The organism is Xanthomonas sp. NCPPB 3583 (genome assembly GCF_041475715.2).
In the GTDB taxonomy this organism is placed as follows: domain Bacteria; phylum Pseudomonadota; class Gammaproteobacteria; order Xanthomonadales; family Xanthomonadaceae; genus Xanthomonas; species Xanthomonas euvesicatoria.
On record NZ_CM191263.1, the window covers coordinates 4,234,354 to 4,260,875 of the forward strand.

At 64.9% G+C, this 26,522-nt stretch carries 26 protein-coding genes; 17 read left to right on the forward strand and 9 right to left on the reverse strand.

Annotation, left to right across the window (positions count from 1 at the left end):
• Positions 1-127 precede the first annotated feature (127 nt).
• The gene (locus ACCQ07_RS18145; protein WP_008577717.1) at positions 128-508 is read left to right on the forward strand and encodes a response regulator; all 381 of its coding nucleotides are present in this window, start codon (positions 128-130) and stop codon (positions 506-508) included.
• Here the strand turns inward: ACCQ07_RS18145 and ACCQ07_RS18150 are convergent.
• Both ACCQ07_RS18150 and ACCQ07_RS18155 read right to left on the reverse strand, forming a co-directional pair.
• Positions 502-744: a hypothetical protein gene (locus tag ACCQ07_RS18150; RefSeq protein ID WP_008577714.1), complete on the reverse strand. Its 243-nt coding sequence runs from the start codon at positions 742-744 to the stop codon at positions 502-504. The two genes, ACCQ07_RS18145 and ACCQ07_RS18150, sit on opposite strands and share 7 nt — an antisense overlap.
• Positions 741-2,024, reverse strand: a complete 1,284-nt coding sequence (locus ACCQ07_RS18155; RefSeq protein ID WP_014091160.1) for a sigma-54-dependent transcriptional regulator — start codon at positions 2,022-2,024, stop codon at positions 741-743. Before ACCQ07_RS18155 ends, ACCQ07_RS18150 begins: the two co-directional genes overlap by 4 nt.
• Before the next feature lie 528 nt (positions 2,025-2,552).
• Between ACCQ07_RS18155 and ACCQ07_RS18160 the strand changes: the two genes are divergently transcribed.
• From ACCQ07_RS18160 to cydB, 3 genes are all read left to right on the forward strand, one after another.
• Positions 2,553-2,834: a hypothetical protein gene (locus tag ACCQ07_RS18160; RefSeq protein WP_008577712.1), complete on the forward strand. Its 282-nt coding sequence runs from the start codon at positions 2,553-2,555 to the stop codon at positions 2,832-2,834.
• A gap of 290 nt (positions 2,835-3,124) precedes the next feature.
• The gene (locus tag ACCQ07_RS18165) at positions 3,125-4,534 is read left to right on the forward strand and encodes a cytochrome ubiquinol oxidase subunit I (RefSeq protein WP_057680885.1); all 1,410 of its coding nucleotides are present in this window, start codon (positions 3,125-3,127) and stop codon (positions 4,532-4,534) included.
• On the forward strand, positions 4,525-5,547 hold the full coding sequence (gene cydB / locus ACCQ07_RS18170) for a cytochrome d ubiquinol oxidase subunit II (RefSeq protein ID WP_031425007.1): 1,023 nt from the start codon (positions 4,525-4,527) through the stop codon (positions 5,545-5,547). Before ACCQ07_RS18165 ends, cydB begins: the two co-directional genes overlap by 10 nt.
• 112 nt (positions 5,548-5,659) lie before the next feature.
• Here cydB and ACCQ07_RS18175 read toward each other — a convergent pair whose 3' ends face one another.
• Together ACCQ07_RS18175 and ACCQ07_RS18180 are read right to left on the reverse strand one after the other, a co-directional pair.
• Entirely contained in the window at positions 5,660-5,869 is a 210-nt protein-coding gene (locus ACCQ07_RS18175) for a hypothetical protein (protein ID WP_031425008.1), read from the reverse strand.
• Positions 5,870-6,016: 147 nt separating this feature from the next.
• Positions 6,017-6,658, reverse strand: coding sequence for a DUF6766 family protein (locus tag ACCQ07_RS18180; RefSeq protein WP_008577704.1), 642 nt, complete (start codon positions 6,656-6,658; stop codon positions 6,017-6,019).
• 218 nt (positions 6,659-6,876) lie between these two features.
• Here ACCQ07_RS18180 and ACCQ07_RS18185 point away from each other — a divergent pair, with 218 nt between their 5' ends.
• The 6 genes from ACCQ07_RS18185 to ACCQ07_RS18210 all read left to right on the forward strand — a co-directional run bounded on the left by ACCQ07_RS18185 (position 6,877) and on the right by ACCQ07_RS18210 (position 14,778).
• Entirely contained in the window at positions 6,877-7,743 is an 867-nt protein-coding gene (locus ACCQ07_RS18185) for an SDR family oxidoreductase (protein ID WP_008577702.1), read from the forward strand.
• A 449-nt stretch (positions 7,744-8,192) separates the two neighbouring features.
• Positions 8,193-9,362: a UDP-glucose 4-epimerase GalE gene (gene galE / locus ACCQ07_RS18190; RefSeq protein WP_081306494.1), complete on the forward strand. Its 1,170-nt coding sequence runs from the start codon at positions 8,193-8,195 to the stop codon at positions 9,360-9,362.
• A gap of 37 nt (positions 9,363-9,399) precedes the next feature.
• Positions 9,400-10,584 (forward strand): glycosyltransferase family 1 protein, encoded by a 1,185-nt coding sequence (locus ACCQ07_RS18195; protein ID WP_372363521.1) that lies wholly within the window; start codon positions 9,400-9,402, stop codon positions 10,582-10,584.
• On the forward strand, positions 10,581-11,765 hold the full coding sequence (gene glf, locus ACCQ07_RS18200; RefSeq protein ID WP_041469834.1) for a UDP-galactopyranose mutase: 1,185 nt from the start codon (positions 10,581-10,583) through the stop codon (positions 11,763-11,765). The genes ACCQ07_RS18195 and glf overlap by 4 nt, the downstream gene beginning before the upstream one ends.
• 89 nt (positions 11,766-11,854) lie before the next feature.
• Positions 11,855-13,006, forward strand: coding sequence for a glycoside hydrolase family 1 protein (locus ACCQ07_RS18205; RefSeq protein ID WP_218507608.1), 1,152 nt, complete (start codon positions 11,855-11,857; stop codon positions 13,004-13,006).
• Positions 13,003-14,778 carry an ABC transporter ATP-binding protein gene (locus ACCQ07_RS18210; RefSeq protein WP_014091167.1) on the forward strand — a complete coding sequence of 592 codons (1,776 nt, stop codon included), beginning with the start codon at positions 13,003-13,005 and terminating at the stop codon, positions 14,776-14,778. The genes ACCQ07_RS18205 and ACCQ07_RS18210 overlap by 4 nt, the downstream gene beginning before the upstream one ends.
• A 192-nt stretch (positions 14,779-14,970) precedes the next feature.
• On the opposite strand, the gene ACCQ07_RS18215 is transcribed toward ACCQ07_RS18210, so the two are convergent.
• Both ACCQ07_RS18215 and ACCQ07_RS18220 read right to left on the reverse strand, forming a co-directional pair.
• A complete protein-coding gene (locus tag ACCQ07_RS18215) occupies positions 14,971-15,153 on the reverse strand; it encodes a DUF3606 domain-containing protein (protein ID WP_014091168.1) in 183 nt (60 codons plus the stop codon).
• A 100-nt stretch (positions 15,154-15,253) separates the two neighbouring features.
• Complete coding sequence (locus ACCQ07_RS18220; protein ID WP_014091169.1) at positions 15,254-15,868, reverse strand: DUF4142 domain-containing protein; 615 nt, start codon at positions 15,866-15,868, stop codon at positions 15,254-15,256.
• Between the two features lie 268 nt (positions 15,869-16,136).
• Between ACCQ07_RS18220 and ACCQ07_RS18225 the strand changes: the two genes are divergently transcribed.
• Positions 16,137-17,300 (forward strand): zinc-dependent alcohol dehydrogenase, encoded by a 1,164-nt coding sequence (locus ACCQ07_RS18225; RefSeq protein WP_008577685.1) that lies wholly within the window; start codon positions 16,137-16,139, stop codon positions 17,298-17,300.
• 85 nt (positions 17,301-17,385) lie between these two features.
• On the opposite strand, the gene ACCQ07_RS18230 is transcribed toward ACCQ07_RS18225, so the two are convergent.
• Positions 17,386-17,568 (reverse strand): hypothetical protein, encoded by a 183-nt coding sequence (locus tag ACCQ07_RS18230; protein ID WP_008577683.1) that lies wholly within the window; start codon positions 17,566-17,568, stop codon positions 17,386-17,388.
• Between the two features lie 288 nt (positions 17,569-17,856).
• On the opposite strand from ACCQ07_RS18230, the gene ACCQ07_RS18235 reads away from it, so the two are divergent.
• Together ACCQ07_RS18235 and ACCQ07_RS18240 are read left to right on the forward strand one after the other, a co-directional pair.
• Complete coding sequence (locus ACCQ07_RS18235) at positions 17,857-18,279, forward strand: YkgJ family cysteine cluster protein (protein WP_031425011.1); 423 nt, start codon at positions 17,857-17,859, stop codon at positions 18,277-18,279.
• A gap of 33 nt (positions 18,280-18,312) precedes the next feature.
• Positions 18,313-18,510, forward strand: a complete 198-nt coding sequence (locus tag ACCQ07_RS18240; protein ID WP_029820395.1) for a hypothetical protein — start codon at positions 18,313-18,315, stop codon at positions 18,508-18,510.
• 216 nt (positions 18,511-18,726) lie between these two features.
• Here the strand turns inward: ACCQ07_RS18240 and ACCQ07_RS18245 are convergent, their stop codons facing one another.
• The gene (locus tag ACCQ07_RS18245; protein WP_008577678.1) at positions 18,727-18,939 is read right to left on the reverse strand and encodes a hypothetical protein; all 213 of its coding nucleotides are present in this window, start codon (positions 18,937-18,939) and stop codon (positions 18,727-18,729) included.
• A gap of 326 nt (positions 18,940-19,265) precedes the next feature.
• On the opposite strand from ACCQ07_RS18245, the gene ACCQ07_RS18250 reads away from it, so the two are divergent.
• Genes ACCQ07_RS18250 through ACCQ07_RS18265 form a run of 4 tightly spaced genes read left to right on the forward strand, consistent with a single transcriptional unit; the run spans position 19,266 to position 24,013 of the window.
• Entirely contained in the window at positions 19,266-20,015 is a 750-nt protein-coding gene (locus ACCQ07_RS18250; RefSeq protein ID WP_014091172.1) for a DUF3348 domain-containing protein, read from the forward strand.
• Positions 20,016-20,025: 10 nt separating this feature from the next.
• Positions 20,026-22,683: a DUF802 domain-containing protein gene (locus ACCQ07_RS18255; RefSeq protein WP_372363522.1), complete on the forward strand. Its 2,658-nt coding sequence runs from the start codon at positions 20,026-20,028 to the stop codon at positions 22,681-22,683.
• The gene (locus ACCQ07_RS18260; protein ID WP_008577671.1) at positions 22,680-23,351 is read left to right on the forward strand and encodes an OmpA family protein; all 672 of its coding nucleotides are present in this window, start codon (positions 22,680-22,682) and stop codon (positions 23,349-23,351) included. The genes ACCQ07_RS18255 and ACCQ07_RS18260 overlap by 4 nt, the downstream gene beginning before the upstream one ends.
• Positions 23,348-24,013, forward strand: a complete 666-nt coding sequence (locus ACCQ07_RS18265; RefSeq protein WP_014091175.1) for a DUF2894 domain-containing protein — start codon at positions 23,348-23,350, stop codon at positions 24,011-24,013. The genes ACCQ07_RS18260 and ACCQ07_RS18265 overlap by 4 nt, the downstream gene beginning before the upstream one ends.
• A gap of 339 nt (positions 24,014-24,352) precedes the next feature.
• Here ACCQ07_RS18265 and ACCQ07_RS18270 read toward each other — a convergent pair whose 3' ends face one another.
• Positions 24,353-26,494, reverse strand: a complete 2,142-nt coding sequence (locus tag ACCQ07_RS18270) for a TonB-dependent siderophore receptor (RefSeq protein ID WP_372363523.1) — start codon at positions 26,492-26,494, stop codon at positions 24,353-24,355.
• Between the last annotated feature and the right edge of the window lie 28 nt (positions 26,495-26,522).

Below are 26,522 nucleotides of genomic sequence, written 5' to 3' on the forward strand. Positions count from 1 at the left end.
TGCGTCATCGCGTGCGCACATTGCAGAGACCGGTCCTGGAAGCGTCTGCTTGCGCGCGGTGTTAACCTGCAGTGCGAGCACCATGCGCACGCGTGTTGTCCGAAACGCCACTGCTTTGGAGCCTGTCATGCACGACACTGCACTTGCCGGCCGCCGCATTCTTGTTGTCGAGGACGATTACTTGCTGGCCGAATCGCTCAACGACTTGTTGGTGGAAGCTGGCATCAACGTGGTGGGGCCGGTCGGCAGTGTGCCTGACGCGCTTTCGCTGGTAGCGTCAGGTCAGGCCATCGATGGTGCCTTGCTGGATGTCAACGTGCGCGGCCAGGCGGTGTTTCCGGTCGCCGATGCATTGATGGAGCGCGGCGTGCCGTTTTCGTTCTGCTCCGGCTACGACCGCTATACGCTGCCGCAGCGCTTTGCGCATCTGTCGTACTGCATGAAGCCCTACAACCCGCGCACGATCACCAGCTTGCTCAGCCACCAGACCGAGTTGGCCGATCACTGATCGGTGCAGGCGGGCTGGGCGCTCTCGCCCGGTTCCACGCCGGGCTGCTGCAAGGCGCGCTCCTGCTCGCCAAGCTGGTTGAGCAGTTCAACGGCGGACTGATGCGCCGTGCGCAGCGTCTCCAGCGGCTTGGACGTTTCGTTGCGCAACGCATACAACGCAAAACCCATCACGTTGAGCCGGTTGCGCAACTGGTGCAGCAGCTCACGCCGCTGCCCACGCGGTGCCTCGCTCACTCCGCACCCTTGTCGCTGAGACGGTTGTGCAAGGTGCGCACGCTGATGCCCAGTTCGCGTGCGGCGGCCTTCTTGTTGAAGCGGGTGCGCGCCAGTGCCGATTCGATCATCGCGTCTTCGGCCTGACGCATGGTCCAGCCGGCAGGAATCAGCAAGCCGTCCTGGTCGGCCTGCGGCACGGTCTGCTCCACATCCGGGGCGCTCAACAGATCGCCATCGGAGCGCAGATACAGGTAGTGGATGAACGAGCGCAGTTCGCGCACGTTGCCTGGCCAGGCATGGTATGCCAGGTAGCGCAGCAACGACTTGGTCGGCAACTTGCGCTTGCCATACTTGACGTTGAGCTCGTCGATCACGCGTAAGCCAAGCAGGCGCGCATCGCCGCGGCGCTCGCGCAGCGGCGGCACCTGGATCGGGTATTCATTGAGACGGTAGAACAGGTCTTCACGCAGCACCGCCTGCTCGCGCTGCACGTGCTGGTGGGTGGCTGCCACCACGCGCGCATCCAGTGCGATTTCCTCGTTGCCGCCCACGCGCATGAAGCTGCGCGATTCGATCACCCGCAGCAGATACACCTGCAGCCGCTTGGGCATCTCGCCGATTTCATCCAGGAACAGCGTGCCGCCTGCGGCCTGCTCCAGGAATCCGGCATGCCGACGGTCGGCGCCGGTGAAGCTGCCGCGCTCGTGGCCGAACAACTGGCTGGCCAGCAACTCTTCCGGAATGGCACCGCAGTTGACCGGCACGAAACGGCCGCGGCGACCGGACACACGGTGGATGGCGCGCGCCACCAGATCCTTGCCGGTACCGGTTTCGCCGGTCACCAGTACATTCAGATCGGTCGGCGCCACGCGCACGATGTCCTTGCGCAGCATGACGATGCTGTCGCTGTTGCCAACGATGCCCAGGTTGCCCTGCTGCGCTTCGCGCAGTCCCCCGAGCACCCGCTCCAGGCGTTCGGGCGCGAACGGCTTGGTCAGGAATTCGCTGACCCCGAACTGCTGCGCCCGACCCTGGGTTTCGCGCGCGTAATCGCCCGAGACCACGACGATCTGCGGGGTGTGGTCCGGGTCGAGCCGCTCGATCAGGTCGAAACCGCTGCCGTCCGGCAGGCCAACATCCACCACCAACAGGTCGGGAAAGTTGCTGTCCAGCCAGCGGCTGGCTTCGCCAAGGGTGTGGATGCCCTTGGCACGGAAGCCGCTATCGGTGGCGAGTTCAACCACCTGATCGCAAAACTCCACGTCGTCGTCGATGATGGCGCAGGAAAGACGGTCCATGAGCGCTTCTGTCCGCAATGACTGATACATGTTCAGTTGAGAATTGTGACGGCCGCGCGAAATGCGCTGACACACCACATCGGAAATTGCCTGCTGCTGTCACGTTCTGTGGTGCGGCGCTCTTCCCCCAGTCGAGCCCGCCCTGACGGCTGTGGGCGAAGTACGCATGGAAGCGCTCGATTGCGCCAGTGCCAAGCGTCACGCTCTGGGTCGGTCGCCGCTTCGAGAATGCCGAAACGCCAAGGAGTGCAAGGTTTGCCGCGGCAGCCGCCGGTCCACCGACGGGTGCGGTCTTGATCGAGCGCTGGCTGAGCTCGCTTGCGTGCCTGCATCGGAGCCAGGATATCAGCCGGGGCTGACGTAAGCCGACGCCACCATGGCGCCGCATGAACCCGTCAGGAAACTGCATCGGTCCACTGGGTTACCCACAGCCTACGCACCGCTCGTGGAGAGGGCGTGCACAACGCACTCACGCGTTCCTTCCACGGTGCGGCGAACACTCGCTCGATCCAGCGAGCGAGGTGTCCCATGCACGCAGTCTCGGCGCCCGTGCAGGCCGATGTGCAAACCGAATTGGAGTACTGGCGTGGCGAGCACCGCCGGGGCCAGCTTGGCTATCACGCCTTCGACGGCATTCCCGAAGGCACGATCCGGGCGGTCTGCGCGGCATACAACGCACGCCCCGACCTGACCGATGCAGAAGCGGTCAAGGCCGTGCGCGATGCGCTGTGCCTGACTCCCGGCTCGATGAATGCCGTGCTCGCCGATTGGCTGGCGCCGCGTTGCCTGCGCCACCTCCGCCAGGCGTGATGCAGCTACAGGTTGGGCCCGCTTGATTAGTGCGGTGCACGCCTGCCGTGCTCGGAAGGGGCTCTTCGGGCCTGCAAGGTATCGCACGGTGCGTCAGTTCACTCTTTTTCGCGCGTGATGGGCGCAGGCTTGTCATTGGCACCACGCGTCTGCACGCGGTGGCGGCATGCGTGCCCAGGTGCCCGTTGTTCGCGCACGCTGCAGGTGCCAGCTGCGCTTGCCCGGCCTGCGCCGCATGCCGCGGCCGTGGTGTCGGCGCCGCCGCATACCGCCAGGCATAGGAGAAACCTGTGGAAGCGCTGCTGCTGTCCCGTATCCAGTTCGCCTTCGTCATTTCGTTCCATGTGCTGTTTCCGGCCTTCACCATCGGCCTGGCGAACCTGCTCGGGTTTCTGGAATGGCGTTGGCTGCGCACGCACGACGAGGCCTGGAAGCGGCTGTACTTCTTCTGGTTGCGGATCTTTGCGGTGTCTTTCGGCATGGGCGTGGTCAGCGGCATCGTCATGGCCTTCCAGTTCGGCGCCAACTGGCCCGAGCTGAGCCGCATTGCCGGCAGCGTGATCGGCCCGCTGCTGAGCTATGAAGTGCTCACTGCCTTCTTCCTGGAAGCCAGCTTCCTGGGGGTAATGCTGTTCGGCTGGGGCCGGGTCTCCGAACGCCTGCACTTTTTCGCCACCTGCATGGTGGCGATCGGCACGCTGGTGTCCACGTTCTGGATCTTGTCGTCCAACAGCTGGCTGCACACCCCGCGTGGCTACGCGATGGTCAACGGCATCGTGCAGCCGGTCAGCTGGCTGCAGATCATCTTTAACCCGTCGTTTCCGTATCGCCTGGTCCATATGGCGCTGGGTTCGTTCATCACCACCTGCTTTGTGGTTGGCGGCGTCGGCGCTTACTACCTGCGCAAAGGGCTGCATGTGGATGCCGGCGCCCGCATGTTGCGCTTGTCGGTGGCATTTGCCGCCATCGTGTTGCCCATCCAGGTCCTGGTAGGCGACCAGCACGGGCTCAACACATTGGAGCATCAACCGCTCAAGGTCGCCGCGATGGAGGCGCACTGGCACAGCGAAAGCGATGGCGCCGGCGTGCCGTTGGTGGTGTTTGCGCTGCCCAACGCACAGGCCGAGCGCAACGACTATGAGGTGGCCATCCCACGCCTGGGCAGCCTGATCCTGACCCACAGTGCAGACGGCGACATTACGCCGCTGACGTCGGTGCCGCGCGATCAACGCCCGCCGGTGGCTCCGGTGTTCTTTGCCTTCCGCATCATGGTGGGCCTGGGGATGGCGATGTTGTTGCTGGCGTGGATCTCGGCCATTGCCTGGTGGCGTGGACGCCTGCATGCCAGGCCGCTGATCCTGGCCTGGAACCTCATGCTGCCGGCTGGATTCATGGCGCTGGTGGCCGGCTGGTTCGTCACCGAGATCGGGCGCCAGCCGTGGGTGGTGTACGGGTTGTTGCGTACTGCCGATGCGGTGGGCCCGCAATCGACTGCGACAGTGGCGGTCTCGCTGCTGGTGTATCTGCTGGGCTATGCGTTCGTATTCGGCTTCGGCATCTTTTATCTGACCAAGCTGGTCCGTGCCGGGCCGCAACCAAGCCGCGACGGGCCGGATGTGGCCGGCGGCGAACACACGCCGGCACGCCCGCTGTCCGCAGCAGATACATCACTGGAACAGGAGAACACGCCATGGAACTGAACTACTGGTTGCCGGTGGTGTGGTTTGGCGTGATCGGTTTCGGCGTGCTGATGTACGTGGTGCTGGACGGCTTCGTGCTCGGGCTGGGCATGCTGGCGCCCTTCGCGCGCGACGAACAGGAAGTGGACCTGATGATGAACACCGCCGCGCCCATCTGGGACGGCAACGAAACCTGGCTGGTGCTTGGCGGCGCCGGCCTGTTCGCTGCGTTTCCCACGGCGTATGCGGTGATCCTGTCCGGCCTATATCTGCCGGTGCTGTTGATGGTGATGGCGCTGGTGTTTCGTGGGGTGGCGTTCGAATTCCGTTTCAAGGCGCAGCGCTCGCGTCGATTGTGGACGTTATCGTTCATCGCCGGCTCGATTCTGACCGCCTTCGCGCAAGGCATCATCCTCGGCGCGCTGGTGGAAGGCATGCCATTGGACAACGGGCGCTACACCGGCGGCGTGTTCGGCTGGTTCAGCCCGTTCACCATCCTCACCGGTGCTGCGCTGGTGTTCGGCTATGCGCTGCTCGGCAGCACCTGGCTGATCCTCAAGACCGATGGGCGCACCCATACCTTGGCGCGGCAATTGACCAAGCCGCTGGTGGGCGTGGTGGTCACCTTCGTCGTGCTGGTCAGCGCGTGGCTGCCGTTCCTGAGCTCGCATGTGATGGCGCGCTGGTTCGAACATGGCAATTTCTGGTGGCTGTCGCCGATTCCGCTGATGACCGCAGCCGTAGCGCTTGCGCTCTGGCGCAGCAGCGACAGCTCGCGCAGCGACGCATGGCCCTTCCTGTTGACGCTGGCGATCTTCGTGTTGGGCTTCATCGGCCTGGTGTTGGGCATGTGGCCGTATCTGGTGCCACCGAGCTACACGATCTGGCAGGCGGCCTCGCCACCCTCTTCGCAAATCTTTCCGATGGTGGGCCTGGTGGTACTGCTGCCACTGGTGCTCGGTTATACGGTGTGGTCATACCGCGTGTTCCGCGGCAAGATCACCGCCGATGTGGGCTATCACCATCATCACTGAGCGAGAGTGCGGCACGCAGGCGTGTGCACCATGCGAGGCGTTGCGGCAGATGTCTTCAGACAACCCAACAGCGCCCGCGTTGCGGGCGCTTTGGCGATACGGGCGGTGTGCTTCAGCGTTTTTCCGAGCCGTCCGGCCGTTCGTAGTCGTGTTCGGGGTCGGCCTTGTTGACCTCGGGATCTTCGTCGGGCATGTCGTGCACCTTCCATGCGACATCCTCGTTGCGACGCTCCTGTGGCGTAAACGGCTTTTTCTGATCGTCTTCCGGGCCCCATGGCTTTTTCGATTCGCTGCCCATGCTCATCTCCTGCGTGGTCGTCATGACCCAACGCTAGGCGCGCAGGCATTGCGAGGTGGTGAACGAAGCCCGGTGGTGGCGTGAAGTGCGTGTGGCAATGCACTCCCCGCACCGGAGAGCACAGGCTCCGGCTGCGTACCCTTCGCCGCCTCGCAAAGGGCTCAAGCCGCGTTACCCGCCGGTCTGCGAATGCGGCGCCTCGACCGGCTTGGACTGCGGCGAATCCTTCTGCCGCAACCAGATAGTCAACACCACCAGCGAGAACACCGCCAGGAACTCGCTCTGCCAGTTCTGCATCGATTCGAACCAGAACGCTGCGCTGGTGAAATGCTCCAAGACCGTGATGGGCGGCAAGCCCTTCTGCGCACGTTCCACCACCTCCAGTCGCCAACTGCCGACCAGATGCAGCGCAAAGCTCATCAGGAACAGCGCTCCGAACGCGATGGCCAGCGAATGGTCGTACAGCCGTCGCCATATCCCGCCGGCACGCACCGGCCAGGGCGTGGTGCCAGGCTTGATCTCAACGCTTTCTTCAGCCGGATCGAGCGGGCGCGATTCGGCAGAGCCCACCTGCCGCAACTTCACGGTGAGCAACACGTACATGCCCATCTGCAGAAACTCGCTCTCCCAGTTTTCGAACAGTGCCGACATGAAATGCGGGCTGTGCAGATACGCAGACAGCAGCAGCGTCGGCTGCCCCTGCTCGCGCAATTCGTCGTTGTATGCATGCAACCCGGCATAGATCTGGCAACCGATGAAGAAGATGGTCAACGCAAGCAGACACAACGACAGCCCGTTACGACGCAAGAACATGGATGACCTCCTGACGATGCGCGCAGTATCGAGCGTCCTGGGCAAAACCGCATGAAGTTTGCGTGCAACCGCGCTGTTCCGCATGCCGCGCGATGGGTGACTGCCACGCACAGGGCGCAACCCGCAACACACCACGCGCACATCGTTTAGCCCGGACGTTTACGTTTGCGCGACCACACTGGCGTGCAACCAACGACTTCCACTGCCAGGAGACCACGATGCCCGTACCCAACTATCCACGCCCCCCCTTCAAGCCACAGCAGCAGAGCTTTCCCGGACGCACCGAGAAGATGGACCCGCGCCCGGACCATGGCGAAGACAGCTACGTTGGCCACGGCCAGTTGAAGGGCAAGCGCGCATTGATTACCGGTGGCGACAGCGGCATCGGCGCTGCGGTTGCCATCGCCTATGCACGCGAAGGCGCAGACGTGGCCATCGCCTTCCTTCCCGACGAGCAGGAAGATGCAGCGCGCATTGGCGCGCTGATCGAAAAGGCCGGCGTCAAGGCGCTGCTGGTGGGATGCGACATCAGCGACCCCGGCCAGGCAGCGGCCTTGATCGACAAGGTCAACAGCACGCTGGGCGGCCTGGATATCCTGGTCAACAACGCCGGTTACCAGAAGTACTTCGAGACCTTCGAAGACATCACCCTGGACGAATGGCGCAAGACCTTCGACACCAACGTGCATGCGGCCTTCAATCTGGTACGCCTGTCGGTACCGTTGATGACCGATGGCGGCTCCATCATCAATACCGCCTCGGTGCAATCGAAGAAACCCACGCCCAACATCCTGCCCTACGCCGCGACCAAGGGTGCGCTGGCCAACCTCACCATCGGCCTGGCCGGCGTGCTGGCGGAGAAGAACATCCGCGTCAATGCGGTGCTGCCGGGCCCGATCTGGACACCCTTCATTCCCTCCGGCATGGATGAAGAGTCGGTGGAAAACTTCGGCGGGCAGACGCCCATGGGGCGTCCAGGTCAGCCGGTCGAGCTGGCATCGGCTTACGTGATGCTGGCGGCCGACACGGCCAGTTACACATCGGGCACCTTGCTGACCATCTCTGGCGGCGCAGTCACGCTGTAACGCTGTAACGCTGTAACGCTGTCGCATTATTGCCACGCCCGCGTCGCTGATCGAGCGACGCGGGCTTTTTATTGGCTCAATCTTTTAGGTGAACGCTCAGCGCTCACCAGCGCATGCCACGTCGCGTCTGCTTGCCCGTGCAGTCGTTCGGGCGCATTGCGACAGCGCGCAAAAAACGCACAGCCAAGGTGAGTTTCCGGTCAACGTTGCGCTCGCGTGGCACGCACCCGTTCCTGCGATTGCTCTCACGGTCGGCCTCCTACCGTAGGTGGCGTTGGAACGTGATGCACCACACCTCTCCAAACAGTGCTGCCCGCCACGCCTGCGTGGCGCAGGCGCGAACCCACTGCTGGCGCAACGACATCGCCCACATGCATCGACGCATGCGGCGTGATGCATCCGCGCCATTGGCAGGCCAGCGCAGTAGCGCCCCCATAAGGCAGACAACAATGCGAATTCTGGTCACCGGCGGCACCGGCTATATCGGCTCACACACCTGCGTGGAACTGGCGCGGCGCGGTCATGACGTGTGCATTGTCGATAATTTGAGCAACTCCTCCGAGCGCGTGCTCGACCATCTGCAGCATCTGATGGGGTTCCGCCCGGAGTTTCATCGCATGGATGTGCGTGCGCCCGAGCTTGCCGACTTGTTGATCAGCGAGCGCATCGACGCCGTCCTGCATTTTGCCGCACTCAAGGCCGTTGGCGAATCGGTGCGCGAGCCGCTGCTGTACTTCAACAACAACGTCACCGGCACGCTGGCGCTGCTACGCGCGATGCGGACTGCCAAGGTGTGCAACCTGGTGTTCAGCTCGTCGGCCACCGTGTATGGCGACGCCAACCGCAGCCCGATCGACGAAAGCGCGCCGCTGAAGGCGATCAACCCCTACGGGCGCACCAAGCTGATGATGGAAGAAATGATCGGCGACCTCAGCGCCGCGTGGCCGGATTTCAACGCGGCGTTGCTGCGCTACTTCAACCCGGTGGGTGCGCACCCCAGCGGGTATCTGGGCGAAGATCCGCGAGGCGTACCGAACAACCTGATGCCCTATATCGCACAGGTGGCAGTGGGGCGTCGCGCGGCATTGCAGGTCTTCGGCGACGACTATCCCACCGACGACGGCACCGGCGTGCGCGACTATCTGCATGTGATGGATCTGGCGCGCGCGCATGTGGATGCCATCGATTACCTGCAGCGCGAGCGCAAGGGCCTGGTGGTCAATCTGGGCACCGGGCGCGGCTACAGCGTGCGCGAGGTGGCGGCCGCGTTCGCGCGCGCCAGTGGCAGGCGCATTCCGCTGAGCATCGCGCCACGTCGCGGTGGCGACGTGGCGGTGTACTTCGCCAGCACTGCGCTGGCCAACCGGCTGCTGGGCTGGACCGCGGAATACGACCTGGACCGCATGTGCCGCGATACCTGGCGCTGGCAATCGATGCACCCGGATGGCTACGCCGGTTCGCGTCTGCCGCGCCCGCGCTCCGCGGCGGCCGTGCCCGAACGCGACAGTGCGCGCGAGCTGCCGACATCACCGCGCCGGCGACCGCCCGGTCCGGACACGCGCCGTCGCAGCGAGCCGGTACGCACGCTGGCGGTCGCCGATGGTTTCTCCGGCGCGTAATGCGCAACGACCCGTTTCTTTCCTACGAGGGTATTCCATGAGTTGGGCTGGCCAGTTCCAATACGCGATCGGCAAGACCCGCCGCGCGGTTCCATCCGACAGCACGCCACAGTTCGATCCGGCGCGGCCCACACTGTTGTGTCTGTCGCATCTGCGCTGGAGTTTTGTCTATCAGCGCCCGCAGCACCTGATGTCGCGCTTTGCACGCGATGCCAATGTGCTGTTCTGGGAGGAGCCCATCGCCTGCGATGCAGCCGAACCCTGGCTGGAGGTGCGTGGCCAAGAGCACGGCGTGCACGTCTTGGTGCCGCGCCTGCCCGTCGGGTGCGGGGGCGAGGAGGCCGTGCAGGTGCAACGTCGCCTGCTGGACGGCTACCTGGCCGAGCTTGGCGTACGCGACCTGCTGCTGTGGTACTACACGCCAATGAGCCAGAGCTTCAGTGCGCATCTGCGTGCGCGCATGGTCATCTACGACTGCATGGACGAGTTGTCGGCCTTTCGTGGCGCGCCCCCGGAGCTGGTGCAACGCGAGCGCGCACTGCTGCAGCGCGCCGATGTGGTCTTCACCGGCGGCTACAGCATTTGGGAGGCCAAGCGCGCGTTGCACGCCAATGCGCACGCGTTCCCCAGTAGCGTGGACGTGGCGCACTTCGCCGCCGCGCGCACGCCGCAGCAGGAGCCTGACGACCAGGCCGGCATCGCGCACCCGCGGCTGGGTTTCTATGGTGTCATCGACGAGCGGTTCGACGTCGAGCTGCTACGCGTGATCGCGACGCAGCGGCCGCACTGGCAATTGGTGATGATTGGCCCGGTGGTCAAGATCGACCCCTCCGAGCTGCCGCAGGCCACCAACATCCACTATCTGGGCGGCAAGACCTACGACGAACTGCCTGGTTATCTCTCCGGCTGGGAGGTGGCGTTGATGCCGTTTGCGATGAATGCCTCCACCCGCTTCATCAGCCCGACCAAGACACCCGAATACCTCGCTGGCGGCTGCCCAGTGGTGTCCACGCCAATCCACGATGTGGTGCGCACCTATGGCGACACCGGCGTGGTGCGCATTGCCGCGACCGCCGACGCGTTCGTCGCCGCGTGCGAAGCCGCACTGCAGGACAGTGCAGATCGCGCGCAGTTGCTCGACCGCGCCGATGCCGTGCTGGGCGATATGTCCTGGGACCACACCTACGACCTGATGAAGGAGACGCTTTCTTGGACGCAATGACCCCGCCGGCCGCCGCGCCGCTCGCCGCCCGTCGCACGCGCGGCAATGCACGGCGTGGTTTCGATTACCTCATCGTCGGCGCAGGATTTGCCGGCAGCGTGTTGGCCGAACGGCTGGCCGCCGGCCTCGGCAAGCGTGTGCTGGTGGTCGACCGTCGCCCGCATATCGGCGGCAACGCCTACGATTTCCATGACGATGCCGGCGTGCTGATCCATCGTTATGGTCCGCATATCTTCCACACCAACGCGCAGCGCATCGTGGATTACCTGTCCAATTTCACCCAATGGCGTCCGTATGCGCACCGCGTGCTTGCGCAGGTGGGAGACCAGCAGGTGCCGATCCCCATCAACATGACCACGTTGAACCGTCTGTACGGCCTGCAACTCAGCAGCGAAGAACAGGCCGCAGCGTTCCTGGCCAGCCGCGCCGAGCCGGTGGCCGATATCCGGACCAGCGAAGATGTGGTGGTCAATCAGGTGGGCCGCGAACTCTATGAAACCTTCTTCCGCGGCTATACGCGCAAGCAGTGGGGTCTGGATCCGTCGCAGCTGGACAAGTCGGTGACCTTGCGCGTGCCCACCCGCACCAACGACGACGACCGCTACTTCACCGACACCTTCCAGCAGATGCCGCTGCACGGCTATACGCGCATGTTCGAGCGCATGCTCGATCACCCCAACATCAAGGTGATGCTCAATACCGACTACCGCGAGATCTGCGACGAGCTGGAGTACGACCAGCTGGTGTACAGCGGGCCGGTGGACGAATACTTCGACTATTGCTACGGCAAGCTGCCGTACCGCTCGCTCAGGTTCGAGCACAGCACGCTCGATCAGGAGCACTTCCAGGCGGTGGCCACGGTCAATTATCCGGACGAAGCGGTGGCCTACACGCGCATCACCGAATACAAGCACCTCACCGGCCAGCAACATCCCAACACCAGCATCACCCGCGAGTATCCTTCGGCCGAGGGCGACCCGTATTATCCGATTCCACGCGCGGAGAACGCAGAGCTGTATCGGCGTTACGAACGCCTGGCCGCCGAGACGCCCAAGGTGACCTTCCTTGGCCGGCTGGGTACCTACAAGTACTACAACATGGATCAGGTGGTCGGCCAGGCGTTGGCCTTGTACAAGCGCATCGAAGACGCCGAGCCGCGGCGCGCCGAGCTGGCGGTCTGACAACGCACGCCCCGCCCTGCAGCACCGTGGCTGCAGGGCAGTTATCGACGCATCGCTGCAACCCAGCGGCGCGCGCAGCAGGATGTTGGATGCATACCCCCACACTGTTCGAAAGTTTTTTTATGGCGGGGTTCGAGTGTTCGACCCATCGCCGCCGCGACGGGCGCAGGCTCGACTTGATTGCCGCCACCCGGCATGACCGTTGGGCCGCCAAGGACTACGCGGCGTTGGCGGCGCATGGCCTACGTACCGCGCGCGATGGCCTGCGCTGGCATCTGATCGAACCACGCCCCGGGCATTACGACTGGTCCAGTTTCCTGCCGATGCTGCACGCGGCCGACAGCGTGGGCACGCAGGTGATCTGGGACGTGTGCCATTACGGCTGGCCGGACGATGTGGACATCTGGACGCCGCAGTTCGTCGACCGCTTCGCGCGCTTTGCTGCCGCCGCCGCACAGTGCATCAAGGACGCCTCCGACGCCGTGCCGTTCTACGCGCCGCTCAACGAGATCTCGTTCTGGGCATGGAATGGCGGCGATCACGCCCGCATGCATCCGATGGCGCGCGGGCGTGGTTTCGAGCTCAAGCATCAATTGGTCCGCGCCACCATCGCCGCGATCGACGCAATACGCCAGGTGGATCCGCGCGCACGCTTCCTGCAGGTGGACCCAGCGATCCATGTGGTGCCATCCAACGACCGGCCCGGCCCGCGCCGCGAAGCCGAACGCCTGCGGCTGGCGCAGTTCGAAGCCTGGGACATGATCTGCGGCAAGCAGTGGCCAGGACTCGGCGGGGCGCCGGAGTATCTGGACATCATCGGCCTCAACTACTACTCGGACAATCAGTGGTATCTGGGCGGCGTGCCGATCCTGCGCAACTCGCCCGACCACCGCCCGTTCTCGACCATCATGCTGGAGTTCTGGCAGCGCTATCGCCGCCCGATGATCGTCTCCGAAACCGGTGCCGAAGCCGATCAACGCGCCCCCTGGCTCGATCATGTCGGCAGCGAGGTTGCGCTGGCCCTGCAGCACGGCGTGGCGATGGAAGGTGTCTGTCTGTATCCGGTGCTGGACTACCCCGGTTGGGACAACGACCGGCATTGCCCCACCGGCGTGCTCGGCTATGCGGACGAGCACGGCGAACGACCGCTGCACCAAGGCCTAGCCGACCAACTGCGCCGCGAGCACGCGCGTTTCGGTCTGCGCGCACCGCAGTTCGCGCTGGCCGATATCGCCCCGTGAGTACGTCCGCCCACTCCACCTTGCTGCCGGACACGCCGGCGCGTTTTCTCTGGCACTACGTGGGCCGACGGCCGTGGCATTTCAGTGGCTTGCTGCTCCTGATCGTGGGCGCGGCCGGCTGCGCGGTGTCGGTGCAATACGGCATGAAAATGCTGGTGGACGCGATGGCCACCGATCAACGCAGCCAGGCAAACGTGTGGCTGCCGCTGGGCCTGTTCATCAGCCTGATCGCGGTGGAAAACCTGCTGTGGCGCCTGGGCGGCTGGCTGGGCTGCCGCACCGTGGTGGCCAGCGTGGTGGACATCCGCGTGGATTTGTTCCGCCATCTCACCGGCCACCCGATGCGCTACTTCACCGAGCATTTTGCCGGTGCGCTGGGCAACCGCATCACCGCGCTCGGCAGCGCCGCCGGGCAGATCTTCGGTGGACTGGCGTGGAAGATCGTGCCGCCCATCGTGGATTTCGTCGGCGCCATCGTGCTGCTGTTGACGGTGGATTGGCGCATGGCCGCCACGCTGGTCGGCTTCATTGCGATCGTGGCGGCCATCATCACCAGCTTCGGCATTCGCGGCCGCGCCAAGCATCAGCGCTTTGCCGCGCAGGCCGCCCGGGTGGGTGGCGAGCTGGTGGATGCGGTTTCCAACGTGTGGACGATCAAGGCGTTTGCCGCGCGCGATCGCGAAAGCGCGCGGCTGGCCGAACAGATCGGTCACGAGGCCGTGGCGCATCGGCGCAGCTGGATGTACGTGGAAAAGGCGCGGGTGATTCACGACATCTGCCTGTCGCTGATGGCCGGCGGCATGCTGATCTGGGCCATCGGCATGTGGCGCTCCGGAGCGGTGAGTGCAGGCGATGTGGTGTTGGTCAGTGCGCTGACCTTCCGCATCCTGCATGGCTCGCGCGATCTGGCGCTGACCTTGGTGGACACCACCCAGCAACTGGGCGCCATTGCCGACACCTTGCAGATCATTCTGCAACCGCACGCCATCGTCGATGCGGACGTGCCGCTGGCCTCGGCCGAAGGCGATGTGCGTTTCGAACAGGTGCGTTTTGCCTATCCCGAGCGCGCCGCGGTGCTGGAAGGATTGAATCTGCATATTCCGGCCGGCCAGAAAGTGGGCATCGTGGGGCCCTCCGGTGCCGGCAAATCCACCTTGATTGCCCTGATCCAGCGCCTGGACGATGTGGAATCCGGACGCGTGCTGATCGACGGGCAGGACATCCGCGGGGTCAGCCAGGACAGCCTGCGCGAAAAAATTGCGGTGGTGCCGCAGGAAACTGCGTTATTCAATCGCAGCATCGCCGACAACATCCGCTACGGCCGTCCCGATGCCAGCGATGCCGAGGTGCACGACGCGGCGCGGCATGCATTCTGCGATGGCTTCATCCGGCAATTGCCCGAAGGCTACGACACCCAGGTGGGCGAGCGCGGGGTGATGTTATCGGGCGGACAGCGGCAACGGCTGGGGATTGCCCGCGCCTTTCTCAAGGATGCGCCGATCCTGATTCTGGACGAGGCCACCTCGGCACTGGACACCGAATCGGAAGCGGAGATCCAGGCCGCACTGGATCACCTGATGCGCGACCGCACCGTGTTGGCGGTCGCCCATCGCCTGTCCACGGTGATTAGCTTCGATCGCATCGTGGTGCTGCAGGACGGCCGTGTGGTCGAAGATGGCAGCCCTGCGGAACTGCGCGGCCGCGGTGGCGTGTTCGACAGTTTGTGGCAGCGCCAGGCTGCCGGATTCGAGACGGCACCGGAAGCACCGTGAGGCGGCTGCGCCCAGAAGCGCTGCTTGCCTTGCGTCATGCGCGGCGAGGCAGGCGCAGCCAGCGGCTGGCCCAGTGCGACGAGCATGGCATGAGATGTACTTTCCGGCCTGGCAGCAACCACGTTTGCGATCGCTGGCGCGCAAAAAAAACAGGCAGCGTCTGGCTGCCTGTTCCACTTGCTGCGCAACGCCTCAATGCGGTGGCCGATAGTCGCGCAGCCTGGTCGTCACGTTGCCGACCTCTTGCACTGCGCGTTTGAGGTCGTTTTCGGACATCCCCAGTTCGCGCGCCCAGTACTGCAACTCCCATTCCTCGCTGATGCTTACATTGTGCATGTCAATGGGTTGACGATTTGCATCCCGTGGTTCGCCCATGGCGATCTCCCATGTAGGACAGCTGGTGAGCCGGCTGCGACGCCGGCGCTTCGCACGGTTTGCCGGCTGCCGCATCGACGCGTTGTCTGGCGAGCTGTGGTCAGTGGGGCTGGCCCTGCTTGGCGCGCAGCGCCTTGGCGTGTTCCAGATGCTCGGCGATGGTGTCGCGTGCGCGCTGCAACTCTTTACCCAGGTCGCTGGAGCCCGGCTCGCTGCTGAGCTGTGTGTCCAGCAGGGCCAACGCCTGCTCGTGGCTGTCCACACTGGCTTGCAGATACTGCGATTCGAACTGTTGCCCGTGCAAGTCCTGCAGGCGCTTGCGCACGCCCTCGGCGCCCGCGGTGGCGGCCTGGGCCAACGTGCCATTGCGATCCGGCGCAAACCGGCTGAGATCCGTCAACGCAGCGCTGTGGGCTTCGTCCATCTTGCGTGCGAAGGCCAGCACCTCGCCTTCCACACCCTTGACCACCGCCAGTTGCGCAAGCGTGCGTTCGTTCTCGTTGAACACTGCCAGCGCGCCAAGCGCCTGCTTGCGGTCGCGGGCATCGCCCACGCTATCGCGCAACGGGTCGCCGTGAGGCGGCGTGCTACCGACCACCGTGGCTACGTTGCTCTGTAGATCCTGCGGATCGCTCGTGTGCCCCTGCCGGCGCTGCCAGGCCTTGTACGCCACATAGCCCACCGCGCCGGCGGTCACCATCTTGAAAAGTCCCATCGCTGTCTCCTGTTGATCGCGATCTTTCATCGCGTCTGGCGGTCGTTGATTGTTGGGTTCGCAGGGACGGCGAAGGCGGCATGCCTGCGTCCCAGCGCGTCATATGAGCCTGCGAGCGCGGGGGTTATCCAGACGTGACCTGCGCATCAACGCCACGTCGGCGATCGGGCGCGTCCACACCGCGCCCACGCAGTGTGCTGACAGGTTTAACACCGCTGCACGAACACTGCAGTGCGCCGCCGCGTCTAAATGCCCACAGGAGACAGACATGCTTGCCCTCAACTACCACGGTTCACGCGATGTGCGAGTGGAAACCGTGCCCGATCCACTCTTGGTCGAACGCGACGACCTGATCCTGCGCGTCACTGCCACCGCCATTTGCGGCTCTGACCTGCATCTGTATCGCGGCAAGATTCCCGACCTACGCCCCGGCGACATTCTCGGCCACGAATTCATGGGCATCGTGGAAGAGGTGGGCCCGGATGTCACGGCGGTCAAGCCGGGCGACCGGGTCGTGATTCCGTTCGTGGTCGCCTGCGGGCGGTGTTTCCACTGCGTGCTGCAGGAATTTTCCGCGTGCGAAACCACCAATACCGGCAAGGGCGCGGCGCTCAATCACAAGGACATGCGCCCGCCCGCCGCGCTGTTCGGCTTCAGCCATTTGTATGGCGGATTGTCCGGCGGCCAGGCCGAATACGTGCGCGTGCCCAAGGCCAATGTCGGCCCGCTGGTGGTGCCCGATGCCTTGCACGATGAGCAGGTGCTGTTCCTGTCCGACATCCTGCCGACCGGGTATCAAGCCGTCGTCGATGCAGGCGTCAAACAAGGCTCGACCGTTGCCATCTTCGGCGCCGGCCCGGTCGGCCTGATGGCCGCGGCGTGCTGCCGCATGCTGGGCGCAGAGCGCATTTTCATGGTCGACCGGCACGCATACCGGCTCGATTTTGCGTCCAGGACCTATGGCGTGATTCCGATCAATTTCGACGAGGTCGACGACCCGGCCGATGTGATCGTCTCGCAGACCGATGGCCGGGGGGTCGATGCCAGCATCGAGGCGGTCGGCTTCGAGGCCGAAGGCAGCGCCATCGAAACCGCACTGACCAACCTGAAACTGGAAGGCAGCAGCGGCGTGGCGATCCGCCAGTGCATCGCCGCAACCCGTCGTTGCGGTGTGGTGAGCGTGCCCGGCGTGTATGCCGGCTTCATCCACGCTTTCATGTTTGGCGATGCATTCGACAAGGGCCTGACCTTCAAGATGGGCCAGACGCATGTGCAAAAGCATATGCCGCATCTGCTGGAATGCATCGGCAATGGTCAGCTCAAGCCAAGCTCGATCATTTCGCATCGCATGCCGCTGGCTGACGCGGCGCGTGGCTACGAACTCTTCGACAAGAAGCAGGACGATTGCCGCAAGGTGGTGCTCACGCCGTAAAAGCGTGAGTGGGATCTACGCAGACGGCGCGATCTTCGACCGCGCCGTCTGCATGTTGTATAGCTGTTGAGTGTTGGCAACAGACTCAGTCCAGCGGCTTGGCCGGCACGAACGGGGACACCGGGTCGCTGGCCGGGAAGGTCTCTTCCACCGCTTCGTCCTGCAGCGCGTCCTGCTTTTTCTTGTCGTGCTGCGTTTGGTCGTGCGGCGCTTGATCGCGCTGTTCGGCGTGGTCGTTTGCAGAGGAAATCTGGTTGGATGTGCTCATGTGTTTTCCTACGACGTGATGCGAGCCACTACGCTACGGTGCGCTGCGTTGGCACAGGTGAAAAGCGTCTTCGCACATCAACGACAAAGGCAACGGATGTGCTGCACTGTGCATGCCGGGCCATGCAGTGCATTGGGTGCGGTCTCGCATTCCTTCCCATGCGGTGCAACCATGGTCCCTCTCGATCACGCGCGGCGCCCGGGCGCGACCTGTGCTTGCGCAGATGAAGTCAGGCAGCGCTGTGGCGACCAGCAGTGTCGCCGAACGCGGCATCCGGCACCCACGCAGTTGCACCTGCACGGCCGCCATGCGACGACGCGCCTTGGGTTCACATCCGCACGCGTCCAGGGTGTATGGTGCATGGGCGGCCGGAATCCGGTATCGCCCTCATTTCATCTGGCCCTTTCCATCGACAATCTCTGCGAACGCTGCGACGCCGTCTGCTGCCGGCTCACCGTCATGGTCGATCCATCCGACCGTATCCCACACCATCTCACCAGCGTGACGCCGCAAGGCTGGCATGTGATGGCGCGCGACGAGGAAGGCTGGTGCGTGGCCATCGACGCTGCGCGCATGTGTTGCTCGATTTACGAGACGCGACCGGCGATCTGCCGGCGTTTCGTCATGTCCGGCCCGTATTGCCGCGACGTACGTGCCACCTACGACGATCAACGCCGCCGGGGCATTCCCTTGACGCTGTACAACGCATGAGGATTTGCGATGCATCATTCCCGCCGCCAGTCGATGACCGTCAGTAACCAGCCGGGCAAGCCGCGGTTGTCCGAACAGCGGTTGGCCGCCGATCTGCAGGCATTTCAGCAATCGGGCGGCGCAATCGAGCGCCTGGGCGATACACCGCTACGTCGCGAAAAAAAGCGCGGCACGCCAGAGGCTGCGCCAGCCGCCGCAGTCACACCGGCCGTCGCAGCCGAGGCCGAGTAAGACAGCAACGGATGCCTCGCGGGCGCCTACGCGCATCCGTCCGCCATTACCGACGCGATGCGACGTAGTCGGCCATCAGCTTCAACCACGCGATCAGGGCAGCTGCAACTCTGGGCCGCACTGCAGAAGCTGCTTGGGCAGTCAGCGCACGCGGACTCAGTGCTCAACAGATCAGGCACCGCGCGCAGGCGTCGCCGCCCGCACGGACATGGGCAGTTACAGCAGTTGCGCGCGCTTGGTCGCGCCAAGCCCTTGTGCCAGTGAGGCCATTTCGTTGGCCAAGGCGACCATGTTGCCGCCGGCCTGCGCCGCGATGCCCATGATGCGCTGGTAGGCGTCCCAGAAGTCGGGCCCATTGCCATAGGCATCGTGGAACCCTTGCAGCTCCAAGACCAGCAGATCGGACACTTGCATGTCGGAGCGGTCCATTGTGTTACCTCGATGGGGTATTCCCCGGCCCGCAGCTTATACCCGTTCACCTTACAAAATCGAGTCAGCCGGATGGCCGGAGGCCTGGACCTGAATTGGTTAGAAAGCCTGGCGGATACTGCATGTCGGGCGTCTGGTTGGGGCTGCTTGCTGCCTCCTGAGTGCGCCGGTGGCTGGCAGCGCCGCAGGTCAGGCCGTCCGCCATACCCGGGCCTGCCGCCCGCCTCGGACCGGCTGAATGCCAGCACGCAAGCTTCCGGCAGCGTGCTCGCTGCTGCCGCCTGACGCGCCGACCGGCATGCGTTCCCGTGTAAAATGCCCGGTTTTTGACCGGAAGAATGGCGAAAGTTGCTCCACGGGCGCCCTTGTCGGGCCCGGCGTTCATTCGCCTGCTTGCTCGCCTCAGCGACGCGCACATCGCTCAGTCCAACCACGCGCTGGCCGACCGGCTGAGCCAGTGGATCGACTGGACGCGCGCGGTTGCCGTGTCCAAGGCGCTGGACGGCAAGCTGCCCGACACCGACGACCTGCCCGAACCGCGCCCGCTCGATGCGGAGGCTTGCGCACGCGTGCGCACCGGTCTTGCTGCCAGCAGCGTGACCGAGTTGGACGCGCTGGTTGTGCGCGTGCGTGCCGAGGCGCGCAACGCCGCGCTCGCAGACGCACCCGTCGCCGCGCCGGATTTCGCACCATTCCGGCAGCACTACTTGGCCATGCAACGCGCCATGCGTACCGCCACCGGCGATCTGCGCGGGCGCCTGCGCGACCTGCTCGCATTGGCCTCCACCGACATGGCGCGGTTGGCCGAAGTGGATGCGGTGATGGAGCTCACCCTGAGCCCGCGCGAGCAGAGCCTGTTGAACACCGTGCCGAGCCTGCTCGGCGCACATTTCGAACGCCTGCGCGATGCTGCACAGGCGCAGCACCGGCCGACCGATGACGATGCCGCGCCACGCGCGGTGCCCGATGGCTGGCTGGATGTCTTCCGCAAGGACATGCAGAGCGTGTTGCTCGCCGAACTGGATGTTCGTTTTCACCCGATCGAAGGCCTGCTTGCAGCGCTTCGTACCCGCTAACTGGGACGTCATGTTCAGAACTCTCGTACACGTGTGTGTGTTTCTCGTCGGCCTGCTGGCGGTTTGCTGGGTCGGCATCGGTTATCTCGGCTCCAACCCGCTCGGCGCCTGTGTCGCGGCGGTGATCGGTGCCTGCTATGTGGCCGGCGCGCTGGAGTTGTATCGCTACCGCCAGGCCACGGCGACGCTGGAAGCGGCAGTCGATGGGCTAGCCACGGCGCCTTCTGCCCTGGGCGATTGGCTACAAACTGTTCATCCTGGCCTGCGTAATGCGGTGCGCCTGCGTATCAAGGGCGAGCGCGTGGCGTTGCCGGCCCCGGTGCTGACGCCGTATCTGGTCGGCTTGCTGGTGTTGCTCGGCATGCTCGGCACCTTGCTCGGCATGATGGCCACGCTCAAGGGCACCGGCTTTGCATTGCAGAGCGCCACCGACCTGCAGGCCATTCGCGGCTCGCTCGCAGCGCCGGTGGAAGGCCTGGCGTTCGCGTTCGGCACCTCCATCGCCGGTGTGGCGACATCGGCCATGCTGGGATTGTTGTCGGCGCTGTGCCGGCGCGAGCGCCTGCAGGTGGTGCAACGGCTGGACCTGAAGATCGCTGCCGAACTGCACACGCATTCGGACGCGTACCGACGTGGCGAAGCATTCAAGCTGCAGCAGCAGCAAAGCGCCTTGATGCCGGCCTTGATCGACCAGCTGCAGACGCTGGTGCACAGCATCCAACAGCACAGCATGGCTGCCGAGCAGCGCCTGGCCGCCCAGCAAGCCGATTTCCAGGCCAAAAGCGAAGCGGCGTATGCGCGGCTGGCCACGGCCATGGAGCACGCGCTGCAAGCCGGTGTCGCCGAAAGCGCACGGGCGGTCGGTGCGGCATTGCAGCCGGCGATGGAAGCCACCATGGCCAGCATCACACGCGATACCGCCGCATTGCAGGAACACGTCACGCAAGCCGTGCAGCAACAGCTGGACGGCATTACTCATGGCTTCCAGACCAGTGCCAGCACCACGGCGCAGCACTGGAGCACGGCATTGGCGGCGCAGGAACGCGCGCAGCAGACCCACAACGCGCAGTTGCAGACCGCGCTGGAACAGATTGCCGCGCACAGCGTAGCCGTGCAGGACAGCGTGAGCAGCGCCGTGCAGCAGCAGTTGCACGGCGTCAGTGCAGCCATCGAGCAGAACGCGCGCACGGCGACCGAGCACTGGCAGGCGGCACTGGCTGCGCAGGAACGCACCCAGGCCACGTTGGCCGAACAGTTGCAGGGCACACTGGAACAGATCGACCAGCGCAGCGTTGCCGTGCAGGACAGCGTCACCCAGGCCGTGCAGCAGCAATTGAGCGCACTCAACGATGGCTTTGCCAGCACCACCGCGGCCAGCGCCGCCAGCTGGGCGGCCGTGCTTGCCGAACAGCAGCGTGCCACCGAAACGCACAGCGCGCAGTTGCACGCCACCCTCGAACAACTGACCCAGCAGACCAGTGCCCTGCACGAAGGCGTGCAGCAGGCCGTGCAGCAGCAGCTGGACGGGTTGAGCAGCGGCTTCGAAGCCAGCACCGCCACGGCAGCGGCCACCTGGACGGCTGCGGTGGCCGAGCAGCAGCGCGCCAATCACGCGCTCACCCAGGAGTTGCAGAACACGCTCACGCAATTTGCCAGCACCTTCGAGACACGCTCCGCCGCGTTGGTGGATGCGGTCTCGCAACGCATGCAGCAATCCAGCACCGACGCTGCCAGTGCGTGGCGCGATGCACTGGCTCAGCAGCAACACGCCAGCGCCACATTGTCCAGCCAGCACCACAGCGCACTTGCCGCCGCCACCGCCAGTTTCGAGGCGCATGCGGCGGCTCTGGTCGGCACCTTGCAGCAATCGCACACCGACCTGCAGGCGGCACTGGAAGCGCGCGACACCCAGCGCCTGGCGCTGTGGAGCGAGCGCTTCGGCGCGATGAGCACGGCCCTGACCGCACAATGGGAACAGACCGGCGAACACGTCGCCCGGCAACAGCAGGCCATCTGCGACACCCTGGCCAGCACCGCCAGCGAGCTGTCCACGCAGGCGCAGGCGCAGGCCAGCGCGACGATCAGCGAAGTGTCGCGCCTGATGCAGATCGCCTCCGAAGCGCCCAAGGCCGCGGCCGATGTCGTGGCCGAGCTGCGCCAATCGCTGTCCGAGAGCATGGTGCGCGACACCGCCATGCTGGAAGAACGCAGCAAGCTGCTTGCCACCCTGGACACCTTGCTCAACGCAGTCAATCACGCCTCCACCGAACAACGCGAAGCGGTGGATGCCTTGGTGACCACCTCGGCCGACCTGCTGCAGCGCGTGGGCAGCCAGCTCACCGAACAGATCGGCAGCGAAACCGGCAAGCTGGGCGCAGTGGCCGCGCATGTCAGCGGCAGCGCAGTGGAAGTGGCCAGCCTGGGCGAAGCGTTCGGCATGGCGGTGCAGTTGTTCAGCGGCGCCACCAGCGAGCTCAATGAGCGCCTGCAGCACGTTGCCACGGCACTCGATGCCTCGCTGGCACGCAGCGACGACCAACTTGCTTACTACGTGGCACAGGCGCGCGAAGTGGTCGACCTCAGCATGCTCTCGCAGAAGCAGATCATCGAAGAACTGCGCCAGCTCGATCGCGGGCGTGGCGAACCCGGCCAAGCAGAAACGGCATGAGCGACGAGATCGAAAGCGACGGCGAGCTGGGCACGCCCATCTGGGCGGCATTCGGCGACCTGATGTCGGTGTTGCTGGGCGCGTTCGTGCTGATCCTGGTCGGTGTGATCGGCGTGCAGTTGCAACTGTCCAGCCGCCTGGACGCGGAGGTCAAACAACGCCAGGCCGAAGCGCAACGTCGGCAGACGCTGGAACAGGCACTGGCCGCACCGTTGGCTGCCGGCCGCGTGACCCTGGTCGATGGCCGTATCGGCATTCGCGGCAATGTGCTGTTTGCGTTCAACTCCGACGAACTGCAGCCGGAAGGACGCGAGGTGTTGAAGTCGCTGGCCACGCCATTGACGCACTACCTGCGCGCGCGCGACGAGATCCTGATGGTCAGCGGATTTACCGACGACCGCCCGGTGCTGGGCGGCAATCGCCGCTACGCCGACAACTGGGAACTGTCCGCACAACGCGCACTCACGGTGACCCGTGCCTTGATCGCCGAAGGCGTGCCGGCGTCATCGGTGTTCGCCGCCGCATTCGGCTCGCAGCAACCGGTGGATTCCAACGCCGACGAAGCCCGCCGCGCGAAGAACCGCCGCGTGGAGATCGCGCCGATCGCGCGCCCGTCGTCGCGCGCAGGCGCATCGGCGCCGCCCGCAGCAACCGCTGCACCGCGATGAGCAAGCCGGCACTGCCCGCACGCGCGCAACTGGAGCGCTGGCGCAGCCAGGGCGCCGATCGGTTGGATCCGGTGCGCTTCCATCTGATGGAAGCGTTGGCAGCGCGTGCCGATGCGCAGGCCGATGCGGTGCGTGAGGTGCTGGAACACAAGCTCGGCGCGATGGTCGATGGCTATGCGACAGCGCTGCAGCAGACAGCGCGTCGCCGTGCCGGGAGTCGTGCAGTGCCTTCCCCGACGCCGGCGTCGCCGCAGCCCAGCGCCTTGGGTGCGCTCACCGCGCAGATGGCCGGGCATGCGGCGCTGATGGAAGTGGACAGCCGCAAGACTGCCAGCGCAGATGCCATGCTGTTTCCGGAGCTGCCGGCGCTGGACGACTTTCGTCGCACCTGGACCACCGTGCGCACCGCCAGCCAGGTGCGGCAGTCGCTGCAGGATGCGCCCAAGGACGCCGGCCCGCTCAACTCCAGCGTGCTGGTGCATCGCTGCATCACGCTGATGCGCGAGCGCTCGCCGGGCTATCTGCAGCACTTTCTCGGCTATGTGGATGCGTTGTCATGGCTGGAGCAGCTGCACACCGGCGGCGCCTTGGCCAACGAGGAGGCTGCGCCGGCGACGCCGGGCAAGAAACGCAGCAAGAGTCCGTCGAAGCGACGCAGTTAGATCCTCGATCGGTCCGGATCTACGTCGGGCCGACTGACGCAGGCTCCGATCTCGGAGATGCAGCCCATCACCGCGTGTGGCAGGTCACCCGCCGTGAGCATGAGGTCACTGCACGCCTCTGGCTGCGAACCGCGCTGCACTTGCTCACGCGGCAGCGGCAGCTGCATGCAAGCGCACAACGATGTCCAGCAAGCACTCGCCGGCGCGTTGCAGTCACTCACTGCAGTCACGCCCGAGCGCGAAGCGTATTCAACTGGAACGTGGCGGCCGTCGGTAACGCTGGCATCCACCACATTGGCGCATGCGCCGATCGCCGCTTCGGCTGTCGTGGAGCATCGCTCAAAACCGCAATTGCGCACCTACCGTCCAACTCCGCGGCGCACCGGGATACACCCATTGCTCGCTGTACGAAAACGCCGCGTAACGGCGGTCGGTGAGGTTTTCCACCTTGGCATACAGGCGTAGCCTCTGGCTCAGATCGTAATGGCCAACCGCTCGCCACACGGTATAAGCCGGCAACACGAAATCGGTGTTGCTATCCACCGAGCCCAGCCGCTCGCCGGTGTGCAAGACGCCCACACCCAGCGCCGCGCTTCGTTTGCCGGTCAGCGGCTGCTCGTAGTTCAGGAACGCGTTACCGCTCAAACGCGGCACATTCGGAAACCGCCGGCCTTCAGCCAGCCCCGTACTGGCGGCAGCAGCACTGCTGCGCGTCACCTGCGAATCGGTATAGGTCAGGCCCACCGACGCGGCCAGGTGCGGGCTCAACCTGCCCAGCAGATCCAGCTCCACGCCCTGGCTGCGCATCTGGCCCACCGGCAGCGAAAAACTGGTGTCGGCCGGGTCCAGGCTCAACACGTTTTTCTTGTCGATGCGGAATGCGGCCACGGTGGCTTCCAGGCCATCGCCGGGCTGCACGTATTTCAAGCCGGTCTCCAGCGAGCGGCTTTTCTCAGGTGCAAAGCTTTGCCCGTTGGCGCCCACACCGCTGTTGGGGCGAAAACCCGCCGCCGCACTGGCGTACAGCGACAGCGCATCGTCGACATGGAAGGTCATGCCTGCACGCGGGCTCGCCACGCCGTCGGATGACCGCTGCGTGGTGCCGCGCAAGTGGTTGTCCAGGCCTTGCCGATAGTGGTCGTAGCGCAGGCCAAGCAAGGCCTTCCAGCGCGCGCCCAGGTCGATCTGGTCCTGCGCGTACACACCCCACACCTGCTGGCGTTCGTCGGTATCGGTGATGGTGGACAGCCGTCCTGGCTGTGCCAGGCCATAACGCGGCGCCAGCACATCGATGCTGTAGGGCGTGGCCGCGGAACGGGCGCGCTGCTGAAAGCGGCTGTCGTCGAAGCGATTGCCATCGATGCCGAACAACACATTGTGCGTGACCCTGCCGGCCTGAAGACTGCCAAGCACTTCTGCACGCGCTGCGATATCGCGGCCCTGGTAGTCGCGGTAGCGGCGTTCGCGGCGCAAGCTGCGCTGGTCGGCCTGCAGCGTCCAGGGTTCGGTGGAAAATCCGCGCATGCCACTGTCGCGGTAAGTCGCCCCACCCTGCACCGACCAGGTCTGATCCAGGCCGTGCACCACGAACAGCTGGTGCCCGGTGGAATGCAGGTCGATATCGCCATCGCGCGGCTCGCCCAGAAAGCGCGAGGCCGGCAGCCGGTTGGCATCGCCACCGATGGCCGTCACGCCACGATCGAAGGGCGTGTGGAGGCGCACCGCTTCCAGCTCATACGACACCGTCGTATCGGGCGTCGGCATCCACAACAGCGACGGCGCCAGCAAGGTGCTGTCGCTGTCGACGGTATCGCGAAAGCTGTGTTGATCCTTGTGCATCACATTCAAACGGTACGCCACGTTCTCGCTCAGCGGGCCGGTGCTATCGATGGCCGCGCGATAGCTGTCGAAGCGGCCTGCCGATACATCCACGCTGTGCTGCGGCTGAAACAGCGGCTTTTTGGTGACGATGTTGACGGCCCCGCCCGGCTCGCCGCGCCCGTACAACGCCGACGCCGGCCCCTTGATCACCTCGATGCTCTGTGTATTGGCCGCATCGCGCAGGCCGTTGTAACCGCGGCTGGCATTGAAGCCGTTGACCATGTAATCCGAACTGAAATTCGGGTCGCCGGTGAAGCCGCGCATCGAATAGCTATCCCATAGGCCGCCCAGGTTGTTGGCCTTGGTGATGCCGCTGGCCAGTTCCAGTGCGCCAGCCAGATCGGTGACGCCTGCATCTTCGAGCAAGGTCCGGTCGAGTACCCGTGCACTGATCGGCAGGTCACGCAGCGGCGCATCGGTCTTGGTGGCACCGGTAATGCTCAGCGCGCGGTACGGCGTGTATTGGCTGCGCACCTGCACCGCATCCAGGTCGCGCGCCTGCGACTGCGCAGCCTGCGCGCAGGCAGTGCCGCAGGTGCAGGCCAGCAGGCTGAGCAGGGGCAGCGCGTGCAGCATGCGGTGGCGCGGGAACACGGGCATCGGGCAGAACTCCTGAAGCGCCCCGGCG